This window comes from Rhodococcus sp. 14-2496-1d (genome assembly GCF_002259365.1).
In the GTDB taxonomy this organism is placed as follows: Bacteria; Actinomycetota; Actinomycetes; order Mycobacteriales; family Mycobacteriaceae; genus Rhodococcoides.
In genome coordinates this window covers 25,337-38,228 of the sequence record NZ_NPFV01000023.1, presented here as the reverse complement: position 1 = coordinate 38,228, position 12,892 = coordinate 25,337, and the positions used below count along the sequence as shown (strand labels likewise).

Below are 12,892 nucleotides of genomic sequence, written 5' to 3'. Positions count from 1 at the left end.
CGGCACAAGGTGAGCACCACCGACAAAGAACTCGAAGACAAGATCAGGACCCTGCTCGACGCCCGGTCCCGCGACTCCACAATCTGCCCTTCCGACGTCGCACGTGCCCTGTCCGACGACGGTTGGCGGGAGTTGATGGAACCGGTTCGCCGCGCCGCCCGCCGGATGGTCGACGCGGGAGAAGTCGAGATCACCCAGAAGGGATCCGTGGTCGATCCCTCGACTGCGAAGGGCCCAATCCGTATTCGTTGGAAGCGTTGACCGGCGTCGCAGAAACGTGTCGGTGGGTGGGTATAGCTTCCGTGGGGTGAAGACATGGGGGGATGTGTTCGAGCTCGGGGACCAGGAATTGGTCTCCGAGCTCGCCGACGTGTCTTTCCACGAAAACGCCTTGGCTGCATCGAGATTGGCACTGCTCGCCGAGATCGACCGGCGTGGCTTGGCGATGAAACTCGGGCACTCCTCCGTCACCCGCTGGTACGCGAAGTCGGTTCGCATCACCGACGGATCCGCAACCCGCCAGATGGAACTCGGGCAGTGGCTCACCCAATGGCCGAACGTGCTCGACGCCCTCGCCGGCGGTGACATCCACGCCGGCCACGCCTCGGCGATCGCCGACGGCTACGCCACCGTGGTGGTCGCCGAACCCACCCTCGACGAGCAGCGCCGCGACGCCGTCGTCGCGGAACTGCTCGAGACCGCGATGCGCGGCACCGCCGGGCAGGTCAGCTCCCGTGCTCAGGCACTCGCGCATTCCGCGGCAGAGGACGCCCGAGCTCGACACGAGCAGGCCGAGAAGAAACGACTAGAGCAGGAACGAGCGCGCGAGCAAGAGCAGGCGGGCCGAGCCGATACCAGTGGTTCGAATGATGCCGGTGGCTCCGGTGATGCCGGTGATGCCGGTGGTTCGGGTGGGCCCGAACCTGCTGGGCCCGAGCCTGTTTCGTCGGGGCCGCCGCCGGTACCGGTGTCGGAGAACCCGGGTCTGAACCGGTTCGATGTTCACCGGCTGGCCAGTGGCCGCTTCCAGCTCGGTGGCGACGTCGACCGGCTCCTCGCCGAGAAGCTGCTCACCGTGTTGTCGACTTTGACCGCACCGCAACCGGGCCCGGGCGGGGAACGCGACCCGCGGAGTCCGTCGAAACGCCGGGCCGATGCACTCGATCGGATTCTCGACCGGCACCTACGCGGTGGCAGCCGCGGTGCGGCGGGTGGGTCGCGGGCGTCGGTGCACCTGATCGTTCCGCTGCGCGACCTGCTCAGCGACCGCGGAAACAAGGAAACTGCCAGCGCACCAACGGGTTCGACAACACACGCTACCGGTGCTGACGGCGGCCACCGCGCCAGCGAGAGTGCTGGTGCCCACGGCAACTCACGAACCAGTAATGCCGACGCCGGTCCCGATGGTGGTGCTGACGGCGGTCACCGCGTCAGCGAGAGTGCTGGTATCGACGGCGGTTCACGAACCGAAGACACCGACGCCGGTCCCGATCGAGCCACCGGCCGCGGTCAACGCGCCAGAGGGAGTTCTGGTGCCGGCGACTGTTCATGCACCGGTGACTCTCCCGAGAGTCGTGTCGGTCGCAGCACCGACGGTAGTGACGCTGCCGGTGGTAGTGATGCGAGGGAGAAGTCCGTTCCCGAGCCTGGCGATGCGGACTGGCCGTTCCACCTCGACTGGACCGGTCCGATCAGTCGCTCCCTCGCCGAACTTCTCACCTGCGACGCAGACCTCACCCCGGTGATCGTCGACCACCACGGCGTCCCGCTCGCGCTCGGGCGCACCACCAGACTCGCCACCGACGACCAACGCATCGCCCTGACCATCCGCGACCGATGCTGCGTCATGTGCGGCCGCCCCGCACAGTGGTGCCACGCCCACCACGTGAAGTTCTGGGAACACGGCGGCAGAACCGACCTCAACAACCTCGCGCTGGTCTGCGGCGAATGCCACCGCCTCGTCCACCACGGCCACTGGCAACTACTCATGGGCGACGACGGACACCCCTACGCCATCCCACCCGAATCCGTCGACCCCACACACCAACCCATCCCCAGCTACCACCGACGAAAACAACGAGCAGCCTGACGACAGGTCAACCGCGCAGCTCACGCTTGAGCAGTTTTCCGCTCTGATTGCGTGGCAATTCGTCGACGAAGGTGACGGTCTTGGGCACCTTGAACGGCGCTATACGACCTTTCACATAATCGATCAACGCCTGCGACGACAGCGCACTGCCGTCCTTGAGCACGACGACTGCCGTCACCGCTTCGATCCACTTGTCGTCGGGCGTCCCGATCACCGCAACCTCGGCGACCGCCGGATGGGTGTAGATCGCATCCTCCACCTCGCGTGACGCGACGAGAATGCCGCCGGTGTTGATGACGTCCTTGATCCGGTCGACCACGGTGATGAAACCCTCGGCGTCGCGTGTCACCAAGTCACCGGAATGAAACCACCCATCCGAGAACGCATCTGCCGTCGCCTCCGGCTTGTCCCAGTAGCCGTCGCACAGCTGAGGAGAACGATAGAGAATCTCCCCGGGCTCGCCGTCCGGCACGTCGTTGCCGTCGGCATCGACGACACGGGTCTCGACGAAGAACACCGCACGGCCGCACGACGCCGGCCGTGCCTCGTGCTCCTCGGGCTGCAATACCGTTGCCAGTGGACCGATTTCGGACTGCCCGAAACAGTTGTAGAACTCGATGTCCGGGTAGCGCTCACGTAGCCGAGTGAGAACGGTGACAGGCATGATCGACGAACCGTACTGCGCCTTCTTCAGCGACGACAGGTCACGCGTGGCCAGGTCGGGGTGATTGGCGAGCGGAACCCACACCGTCGGGGCCAGGAACAGAGACTTGATCTTCTCCTCTTCGATCCGGCGCAGTATCTCCGGCACGTCCGGCCTGCGCATCAAGCGGACCGTGGCACCCACCGACAGATACGGCAGCATGAACACGTGCATTCCCGCCGAGTGGTACATCGGCATCACGAGCAGTGGATCGTCGTCCTGGGTGAACCCGAGCGCGATGACGCACGAGACGTACTCCGCGACGAGCGCTCCGTGAGACATCATCGCACCCTTGGGTTTCGACGTCGTTCCGGAGGTGTAGAGCAACTGAGCGAGGTCGGTCGAATCGGCGGCGGGTTCGAGTTCGGAGCCGTCGCCGTCCGTGCCCAGTACATCGGGCAGAGAAACCACGTGCTCGATCGTCAGGTCTGCACGAACGGAGTCGAGGGTGGCCGTCAAAGCCGGATCCACGAGCACCACGCGGGAGCCCGACTGATCGAGCAAGTACTGCAATTCGTCGCCCACCAGCGCGTAGTTGATCGGAACGTGCACCAATCCGGCTCGCGCACAGGCGAGAAACGCAACAACGTACGCATCCGAGTTGACGCCGTACGCCGCGACGCGGTCACCCTTGTTCAACCCCAACGCGATCAGTCGTCGGGCGGCGCGGGTGACGGCGGTATCGAGTTCTCCGTAGGTGTGGCTGCGTCCCTCGAATGTCACGGCGAGACGGTCGGGGAATTTAGCGGCCGACCGCCGCAGGACGCCGTCGACGGTGTTCACTCGTGTTCCGCTGCTCATCACCCGACGTTATAGGACGTCCAAGCATCTCGTCCCGTGTTTGGCTGCCCTTACGGTTCGCGCAGCGTCAGCGGGGCATGCGGCAACGTATGACACTCAAGCAAGCACTCGACAGCCTCGAATCGGCATCGTTCCTCGACGGAGCGAGCAACGCGATCAACGACGTCCTCGAGCCCGCACTCGACGACAGCACCGTCGGCGGCGCGCTCCGCGGACAGTGGATCGGCCACCCCATCCACCCGGCTCTGGTCAACGTCACCATCGGCAGCTGGACCAGCGCCGTTGCTCTGGACCTGCTGAATCACCAGTCGAGAGCAAGCAAGCTTGTGATCTCCATCGGGCTCGTGTCCGCGCCGGCCGCCATCGCCACCGGATGGGCCGACTGGTCGACGATGAACACCCGCCAGCGACGAGTCGGGATCATCCACGCGGCCTCCAACGCGACCGGCGTCTTCCTCTTTCTCGGCTCCTACCTACGTCGCCGGAAACAGACCGATGGCATCGCCAAGGCCCTGGCTGCAGCCGGTCTCGCCACAGCGAGCGTCGGCGGTCTCATCGGCGGCCACCTCGCGTACAGCTCGACCGAGCAGAAACCGGCTCCAGCGGGCAAGCACAGCCTTCGCCGCTAGATCAGCAGTTGTTCGGCTCACCGATTTTCACCGCGGACAGCAGAGCATCTCCCTCACCGATCAGCGTCCCTGCGGGCGGATCCTGCGCCACGACAATCCAGTTCGAGTCGTTGACCTGCATCCGACCTTCGCCGGAGGCATCGGCGCTGCGGGAGTAGAAGACCCCGGCTGCCTGGATCGCATTCTGCGCGGACTGCAAATTCATGCATACGACCGGAGGCATGGCAACGAGGACCGGCGCGGCCGGTTCCGATGTGGACGGCTCGGGCGCAGTGGTGTCCGGAAGGACGATCCTGTCGATCGACGTCGGCGCGATCGTCGGTGGGGTTGCCGTTGCCTCGACGGTCACAGTCCGGACTTCGGTGCGGACTTCGGGCTCGGTGGAGTCCTGCGATCCGCAGCCCGCGAGGACGATCGCCGGGAGGGCGAGCACGATGGCCGACCGCACGCGGAAACGACTACTACTGGTCATGAATACCTTTCGACACGACCGATGGCCTGATGCAATCGGCGCCCATGTGAGATCGCCAGACCGGTAAGTCTGTTACTGCGGAAGCATGAACGGCATTTCCGTACGGCGTACGGTAGACTGCGTCGGCCCCGGACGAACCAGCGTCGGGGGCGGCGAAAGGCGACCTCAGCGCACATGACCCAGGCCCAGCCGACCACCCCAGCCCAGCCATCCAACAACGAACTGTCCACGATCATCGTTCGCGGAGCACGCGAGAACAATCTCCGCGACGTGGACCTCGACCTGCCCAAGCGATCGCTCGTCGTGTTCGCGGGCGTCTCCGGGTCGGGGAAGTCGTCACTCGTGTTCGACACCATCGCTGCCGAAGCTCAACGGCAGATCAATTCCACGTTCACCGCGTTCGCCCAGACCTTCCTGCCGTCCTACGGTCGCCCCGACGCCGATATGATCGCGAACTTGTCGGCAGTCGTGATCGTCGACCAAAAGCGCCTGTTCGGTGGCCCGCGGTCGACGGTCGGCACCATCACCGACATCGGCGACTGGCTGCGCATGCTCTGGTCCCGCGGCGTCACCCCGACGATCGGGTTCGCGAACGCGTTCTCGTTCAACGACCCGGCCGGCATGTGCCTCGAGTGCGAAGGGCTCGGCGAGGCGAAGGTCGTCGACCTCGCAGAACTGGTGGACGAGTCGAAGTCCCTGCGCGAGGGGCCGTTCAAACATCCGGACTTCGAGGTCGGCAAATGGCCGTATCGGGTGTTCGCAGACTCGGGTCTGTTCGATCTCGATGTCCCGATCGAGCAGTACTCCGCCCGCGAGCGCCACATATTCTTCGACGCCAAGCCCGGCGAGGTCGAAGTGCTGAACCCCGACGCCGTCATGAAGAGCTACGAGGGGATCGTGTCGCGGTTCCGGCGCAGCTACCTGGCGAAGGACGCCGACGCCCTGAAGGGCAAGGCCAAGCTCGCGTTCGAGCGCATCGTCACGCGCGGCGTCTGCGAGTCCTGCGGCGGCTCCCGCTACAACGAGACCATCCGCGGTGCCACCCTCGAGGGCCTGTCTCTGCCCGACGCGTTCGCGATGCAGGTGTCCGAACTCGCCGACCGCATCGACGGGTGGAAGGTCAGCGGCCTGGGTACGGTCACCGCCGAAATCGTCACGCAACTGCGAAGACTCGTCGATCTCGGTCTCGGCTACCTCAGCCTGGACCGGGCGACGTCGTCGCTGTCGGGCGGTGAATCCCAGCGCATCAAGATGGTGCGCCACCTCGGAGCCACCCTCAACGACATGCTCTACGTCTTCGACGAACCGACCACAGGCCTCCACCCCCGCGACGTCCACCGCCTCGACGACATGTTGCTCGCGCTGCGCGACAAGGGCAACACCGTCCTCGTCGTCGAGCACGACCCCGAGGTCATGGCGATAGCCGACCGCATCGTCGAGATCGGCCCGGGCGCGGGAAAGGCCGGTGGCACAGTCGTGTTCGAGGGCACCTACGACGAACTCCGCAGCGCCGACACCAGGACCGGTGCCGCGTTGCGGCGCGAGGGCGTCGAATTACGCACTCCCCGTGCCCCTTCGGGTTGGCTGAGCATCACCGGAGCGAGCACGCACAACCTACGAGATGTCAGCGTCGACGTGCCGCTCGGAGTTCTGACCGCCGTCACCGGGGTCGCTGGTTCCGGAAAGTCGAGCCTCATCCACGGCCACCTCCGTGAGGCCGCGCCGGACGCCGTCATCATCGACCAGGCACCCATCCGCGGATCACGCCGCTCCTCCCCCGCGACGTACACCGGTCTGCTCGACCCGATCCGCGCATACTTCGCCAAGAAGACCGGCCAGCCGCCGTCTCTGTTCTCGCCCAACTCCGACGGCGCCTGCCCCGACTGCCAGGGCAGCGGGGTCATCTTCACCGATCTCGGTTTCACCGACCCGGTGACGAGCACCTGTGAGACGTGCCAGGGCAGGCGTTTTCGGTCGGGTGCGATCCGCCATACCGTCGACGGCGTCAGCATCGCCGACATCTTCGAGATGTCCGTCGAGGACGCGCAGGACTTCTTCGAGGTCAAGAAGATCCGTGACATCCTCCGCCGGTGCCGGGATGTCGGGCTCGGCTACCTCTCGCTCGGCCAGAATCTGTCGTCGCTTTCCGGCGGAGAGCGGCAACGGCTCAAGCTCGCCACCGAACTGGTCGGGTCGTCGCCGGTGCTGGTACTCGACGAGCCGACGACCGGTCTGCACCCGTCGGACGTGTCGAACCTGATTGCGTTGCTGTCCGGAATGGTGGACGAGGGCAGGTCGGTGATCGTCATCGAACACAACCTCGACGTCATCGCCGCGGCCGATTGGGTCATCGACCTCGGCCCCGACGGCGGACACAACGGCGGACTGATCACCTTCACCGGAACCGTCGACGAGTTGGTGGTCTCCGACACCCACACCGGCACGTACCTGGCACGGAGCCTGGGTCGCTGACCGCGACCCGATAGTGTTGGCGCTCCAAGAGGCACCGGAAACACAGGAGTGGCAGTGCAGCGTCGATCGGCACGAATGATCTCAGCCGGGTTCGCGGTCATCGCGCTGCTCGCGACCGGATGCGGCAACACGACCACGGACTCCCCGCCGACCGCTTCCTCCACCACGGCGTCGAGCGGGGAGTTCCCGAGGACGATCGCATCGGGCTCGGACGGCGAGACCGTCACCATCGACGCGATGCCCCGTTCGATCGTTTCTCTGAGCCCGACGGCGACAGAGACCCTGTACGCCGTCGGAGCGGGTGAGCAGGTGGCGGCCGTCGACGATCAGTCGGACTATCCCGCCGATGCCCCGAAGACCGGGCTGTCTGCGTTGACGCCGAGCCTCGAGGCGATCGTCGCGTACGACCCCGATCTGGTGATCACCTCCACCGACCTCGGCCTGGTGACGTCCACCCTGGCCGAGGCAGGCATTCCGACGCTGCTGGTCCCGGCCGCGACGAGCCTCGACGACGCGTACTCGCAGATCGAACAAGTGGCAGACGCGACCGGGCACGACGCCGAAGGTGATGCGGTGGTCGCGCAGATGCGTGACCGCATCGATGCTGCCGTCGCGAGCGTGCCGACACGCGATCAGCCGTTGACGTACTTCCACGAACTCGACGACACCCTGTACACCGTGAGCAGCCAGAGCTTCGTCGGCCAGATCTACGGATTGTTCGGTCTGCAGAGCATCGCCGACGGATCCGGGGCTGGTGATTACCCGCAGCTGTCCGCCGAGTCGGTGATCACCGCCAATCCCGATATCGTGTTCCTCGCCGACGCACAGTGCTGTGGAGTCACAGCCGAATCGGTCGCGGCTCGACCGGGGTGGGGTTCGATGACCGCCGTCCGAGACGGCAGGATTTTCCCGATGGACGAGGACCTGTCGAGTAGATGGGGGCCACGGATCGCGGACCAGGTGGAAGCCGTCGCCGCCGTGGTGCAGCAGATTCCCGAGTGAACTCGGCGGGTGACCGGACACCGCGACCACCCGCCGCGCTCTACACGATGCTGTCGCGGTGCATGGCCTCGATCTCGTCGGCGCTGCACCCTATTTCGGTGAGCACCTGGTCGGTGTCGGCACCGTGCTTGCGGCCGGTGTATCTGATCCGGCCGGGACTGCCACCCATCCGCCACATGACGTTCTGCATGCGCACGGGGCCGAGGTCGTCGTCCTCGACGGTCGTCACCATCTCGATGGCGTTCACCTGCGGATCGGACAACAGGTCGCTCGGCTTGTAGACGGGAGCGACTGCCGCTCCTGCCTTTTCGAACTCGTCGATCACCACGTCCTTGGTCCGCTTGGCAATCCAGCCGCCGACGTACTCGTCCAGAAGGTCGGCGTGGGCGGCGCGCTGACGCCCGGTGGCGAACCACGGTTCGTCCAGCACCTCGGGGTGACCCACCAGCACCAGCACACGTTCGGCTATCGAGTTGGCGCTCGTGGAGATCGCCAACCAATACCCGTCTGCGGTCTTGTACAGGTTGCGGGGCGCGTTGTTGCTCGACCGGTTCCCTGTTCGCTCCTGATCGATGCCCAGTTGATCGGCATAGATGACGCCCGGCCCGACCGCAGCCATGATGGGGCTCAACAGATCCAGGTCGATCTGCTGCCCCTTGCCGCCGTTGTTGGTGCGGTGCAGTAGAGCCATCGACACGGCCGACGAGCCCGCGATCCCGGCAAGGGAATCGGCCAAGCCGAACGCCGGAAGCGTCGGCGGCCCATCGGCTTCGCCGGTCAGGTGCGCGAAACCACTCATCGATTCGACGAGCGTTCCGAAGGCCGGTCTGGTCGCGTACGGTCCGGTCTGGCCGAAGCCGGTGACACGCAACAGGATCAGACCAGGGTTGAGCTCGGAGAGAACGTCATATCCCAGCCCCCAGCGTTCGAGGGTTCCCGGCCGAAAGTTCTCGACCACCACGTCGGCTTCTGCGGCCAGGCGTCGGAATATGGCTCCGCCTCGGGAGTTTCCGAGATCGAGGGTGACCGTGCGCTTGTTCCGCCCGATCATCGTCCACCACAGCGGGTGACCGTCCTTGTCCAAGCCGTGCCCGCGCATACCGTCCGGCTTGGTGGGGTGCTCGATCTTGATGACCTCTGCCCCGAAGTCGCCGAGGATCTGCGCGACGAGGGGGCCTGCGAGAATCGTCGAGATGTCGAGTACCTTGATGCCCTCCAGTGGCCCCGTCACAGGTACGGGCGGTGCAGGTAGCGGCCGGCGGGCGCACCGGAGACGGCACCATCGGCGAGTACCCGCTGACCACGGACGAACGTGTCGGTCACCTTGGCACCTAGCTCGAATCCCTCGAATGGTGTGTACTCCTGCGCAGACTCGGAATCCTCCGGACGGACGGTCCAGGTGCGGTCCGGGTCGATCAGGGCGATATCTGCGTCCATCCCGACGGCGATGTCGCCCTTACCCGGTAGGCCGTAGCGTCGGGCCGGGTTGAGCGAAGTGAGCTCTGCGATACGCCGCCAGCTCAGGCCGCGCTTGCGTCCCTCGCTGACCAGCCCTGGAAGCAGATACTCGGCACCCCCGAAGCCGGACTTCGCGGCGAAGATGTCGCCGCGGTCCTCGGCGAACTTCTTCTCGTCCTTGCAGCACGCATGATCGCTGACGACCCAGTCGATGTCACCTGCGAGCAGGTGCTCCCACAGCGCTTCGACGTCGTCGCGCGGACGCAGCGGCGGGTTGACCTTGCCGCCGAGACCGTATGCGGTGTCGATATCGGCCAACAGGTGCCCGATCGTGACCTCACGGCGGAAGTTGACGTGCGGGAACGCCTTTGCCATCCGCATCGCCGCAGTCAACGCCTTGCGCGAGGACAGGTGCAGCAGGTTGATGTTGGGCAGCTGCGTCTCGTCGGCCAGGAACGACGCGATGGTGACGGCGAGGCCCTCCGAGTGCGGTGGCCGTGACGCGCTGTACGCAGCCAGGCCCTCGAGGGTGCCTTCTTCTTCGACGATCTTGGTGTACGCGCTCATGATCTCGGCGGTCTCACAGTGCAGCGACAGCGAGATGTGATCGGCCTTGTCGCCCATCTGCTCTCGGGCAGCCTGGATGCCGCGCATCACGAACTCGAAGTGCGCCAGGTCGTAGCGCTCCCCCTCTGGAGTCATGAGGAATTCGCTCTGATCGGTCGACCGGCCGTGGAGCCCGTGGCTGCCGTAGAACATGAAGATCTTGAACGAGGTGACGCCGTGATCGGCAATCAGCGAGGGGATTTCGTCGATGTGTTCTTTGGACATCGGCGCGAGGTGGTACGCGTAGTCCACGTACGGGCGCCCCTCGGTGGCGTCGAGAACCTTCGGGAACACGTCGGCGTAGGAACCACCCGTGTTCATGTAGTACTGGCCAGTCCGCATGTAGGACAGTGAGGTGGTCACGCCGCCCTGGACACACGCCCGCGACTCGGTCTCGGCATCGTCGCCGAGCGAGTTGTAGATACCCCAGTGCTGGTGTGCGTCCACCACACCGGGGAATGCGACCTTGCCGGCAGCGTCGATGACGGTCTCTGCGGATCCTGCATCGATGTTCGCCTCGATACGGGTGAACTTGCCGTCTTCGATCAGCAGATCCAGAAACTCACCCTCGTCGGGGGCGTCGGATCCTGGCCGAACTACGCGCGCATTGGTGATCAAAAGCGTTGACATGATGGTCCTTTCGAATTTCTTCACTAGAGTTCGTTGGTTCTGAGTGAGCTTGCCGCGAGGTAGGCCAGTCCGAGTGCCGGGAGCAATCCGTTACCGGCGAGGTACCCGGCAGCACCGTGGCCGGAAATGCCCATCGCGGCACCGCCCGAGGCGAACAGGCCGGTGATCGCCGAGCCGTCGGTTCGTAGAACACGTGCGTTCTCGTCCACGACGAGCCCGCCCTGCGTATGGAACAAGGCGGGCACGATCTTGATGGCTGCATACGGACCGGTGAGCGTGTGCCCGAATGAGCTGCGGCCGAACGGATCCGAGGCCTCTCCCGAGGCATACCTTTGCACAGCGGTGAGTTCCTCCACCACCGCCGCAGGTGGGAGCCCCGTTGCGGCCGCCAGGCCGTCCATATCGTCGGCCCATACTGCCGCACCCGAGTCGACGGTCTGTTGGAAGTCTTTGAACGACAAGCACTTGTCGTAGATCGACCGGTCGATGACGACCCAGCCCTCGGATCCGGGTCTAGCGGCCAGAATGGCCGCATACTCCGAGTAACCTGTCGTCTCGTCACCGAACCGGCGTCCGGAGGTGTCGAGCACGATGCCGCCGTGCATCACCGTCGCCCATCCGACGAGCGTCGTGGCCTGCTTGGACAGTGCAGCATGCCCCTGGTAGGCATCGAGATACGCCGACTCGGCACCGAGACGACGGCCGATGGTGAGCGCATCGCCCGCGGAGTGCTCGCTGCCGTGATACCTCGCAGCGGCGATCTCCGGTACGTGCTCCGCCACCATGGCCGCGTTGGCACCGTAGCCGTTGGTGGCCAACAGAACTGCACGGGTAGGAACGACGTCGACGCTGCCGTCGGGCATCGTGATCGTCACTCCGTCGACAACCCCGTCGGAATCGACTGACACGTCGGTCAGTCGCGCGGGTGTCAACATATCGATGCGCGGCTCGTCGGCGACCGCTCGCGCGAGGTGCTCGAGCATCCCACTACCGTGGCGGCCTTCGACTGTGTGACAACGCAATTGCGAGTGCCCCGGGTACGAGAAGTCGGTCACGAGAGAGAGCGGCAGTCGGACGTGATCGGCGAGCCACTCGACCAAAGTGGCACTGACTTCGGCGAGCGCCGACGCCAGCCGATGGTCTGCACTGCCTTTCGTCTTGCGCATCACGTCGTCGAGGAACTGCTGCGGCGAGTCCTCGATTCCGGCCTCTCGCTGCCATCGTGACCCCGCGCCGGGAATCATCGCGGTCGACATCGCGGTGTTGTTGCCTCGCTTGAAGTGCGCACTGGCCTCGACGACCAGCACGTCGAGGCCGAGCTCGGCGGCGCGGAGCGCAGCAACGAGGCCGCCGCCCGCGCCGGCCACGATCAGGTCCGGGCCGTCCTCGCTCACGCGGACACCTGCAGTTCGGATCGCAGACCCAGTAGCCGTAGCGCAGTGGCGGTCGGGTCCACCACTTGCGGCGACGCGGGTGGATCGACGAGATCGACGGCCGAGCACGCATTGATTGCGATGGTGCACCGGAGCTTCCTCGCGTGCTCCGAGACCGCTCTCCCCCAGGCCCGGGTGTCGGCGATATCGTGCACACCGAGCCCGAGTACCTGGGTTGCCTCGGCGACGACCCCGTAGAACGCGAGCCGGCGATCCATCTCCGCAGCGATCACATCGTTGCGGGCGAGCGCGCCGATTCGATGCCCCTGGGACGCGTAGAACGATGCCGTCAGCCGGGTCAGGCCGTAGAGGGGCCGGATGAACGAGTCCGCCTCTTCGGCACAGGGATCGAGCACGCAGTCGGGCAGAAACCCATCCGCTTCCGTGTCGTGCACAGACCGAAATGCAGCAGACAGCACCTCCTCCGACCGTCTGACGTCACGTTCGGTGTCCAGTGCGCTCGGCGCGTCGGACCCGATGTTGCGGAGCTCGACGGTGATCCCTGCGGGAGAAAGGTGGTCGTACCGACCCTGGCGCCGCTGCAATTCTGCCGCGTCGACGTCGATCGGGGTGAAGGCCAAGAGATGCATGTGAAGT

11 protein-coding genes are annotated in these 12,892 nt (G+C 65.5%); 5 read left to right on the top strand and 6 right to left on the bottom strand.

Annotation, left to right across the window (positions count from 1 at the left end):
* Nucleotides 1–9 precede the first annotated feature (9 nt).
* Nucleotides 10–261, top strand: coding sequence for a DUF3253 domain-containing protein (locus CH296_RS29575; RefSeq protein ID WP_230596743.1), 252 nt, complete (start codon nt 10–12; stop codon nt 259–261).
* 46 nt (nt 262–307) lie between these two features.
* Complete coding sequence (locus CH296_RS29570) at nt 308–2,089, top strand: HNH endonuclease signature motif containing protein (protein WP_256980486.1); 1,782 nt, start codon at nt 308–310, stop codon at nt 2,087–2,089.
* Between the two features lie 7 nt (nt 2,090–2,096).
* Here the strand turns inward: CH296_RS29570 and CH296_RS17655 are convergent, their stop codons facing one another.
* Nucleotides 2,097–3,593, bottom strand: a complete 1,497-nt coding sequence (locus CH296_RS17655) for an acyl-CoA synthetase (RefSeq protein ID WP_094629314.1) — start codon at nt 3,591–3,593, stop codon at nt 2,097–2,099.
* 89 nt (nt 3,594–3,682) lie between these two features.
* Between CH296_RS17655 and CH296_RS17650 the strand changes: the two genes are divergently transcribed.
* Nucleotides 3,683–4,222, top strand: a complete 540-nt coding sequence (locus CH296_RS17650) for a DUF2231 domain-containing protein (RefSeq protein ID WP_094647117.1) — start codon at nt 3,683–3,685, stop codon at nt 4,220–4,222.
* Between the two features lies 1 nt (nt 4,223).
* On the opposite strand, the gene CH296_RS29565 is transcribed toward CH296_RS17650, so the two are convergent.
* Nucleotides 4,224–4,694 (bottom strand): PASTA domain-containing protein, encoded by a 471-nt coding sequence (locus CH296_RS29565; RefSeq protein WP_230596718.1) that lies wholly within the window; start codon nt 4,692–4,694, stop codon nt 4,224–4,226.
* Between the two features lie 174 nt (nt 4,695–4,868).
* On the opposite strand from CH296_RS29565, the gene CH296_RS17640 reads away from it, so the two are divergent.
* Complete coding sequence (locus CH296_RS17640; protein WP_094685333.1) at nt 4,869–7,166, top strand: excinuclease ABC subunit UvrA; 2,298 nt, start codon at nt 4,869–4,871, stop codon at nt 7,164–7,166.
* A 75-nt stretch (nt 7,167–7,241) separates the two neighbouring features.
* Nucleotides 7,242–8,168: an ABC transporter substrate-binding protein gene (locus CH296_RS17635; protein WP_094685332.1), complete on the top strand. Its 927-nt coding sequence runs from the start codon at nt 7,242–7,244 to the stop codon at nt 8,166–8,168.
* A 40-nt stretch (nt 8,169–8,208) separates the two neighbouring features.
* Here the strand turns inward: CH296_RS17635 and CH296_RS17630 are convergent, their stop codons facing one another.
* Genes CH296_RS17630 through CH296_RS17615 form a run of 4 tightly spaced genes read right to left on the bottom strand, consistent with a single transcriptional unit; the run spans nt 8,209 to nt 12,885 of the window.
* Nucleotides 8,209–9,399 carry a CaiB/BaiF CoA-transferase family protein gene (locus CH296_RS17630; RefSeq protein ID WP_094658080.1) on the bottom strand — a complete coding sequence of 397 codons (1,191 nt, stop codon included), beginning with the start codon at nt 9,397–9,399 and terminating at the stop codon, nt 8,209–8,211.
* A complete protein-coding gene (locus tag CH296_RS17625) occupies nt 9,396–10,862 on the bottom strand; it encodes a dihydroorotase family protein (protein WP_094647123.1) in 1,467 nt (488 codons plus the stop codon). The genes CH296_RS17630 and CH296_RS17625 overlap by 4 nt, the downstream gene beginning before the upstream one ends.
* A gap of 23 nt (nt 10,863–10,885) precedes the next feature.
* A complete protein-coding gene (locus CH296_RS17620) occupies nt 10,886–12,256 on the bottom strand; it encodes an FAD-binding protein (RefSeq protein ID WP_094682015.1) in 1,371 nt (456 codons plus the stop codon).
* Nucleotides 12,253–12,885, bottom strand: a complete 633-nt coding sequence (locus tag CH296_RS17615; RefSeq protein WP_094629320.1) for a hypothetical protein — start codon at nt 12,883–12,885, stop codon at nt 12,253–12,255. Before CH296_RS17615 ends, CH296_RS17620 begins: the two co-directional genes overlap by 4 nt.
* Nucleotides 12,886–12,892 lie beyond the last annotated feature (7 nt).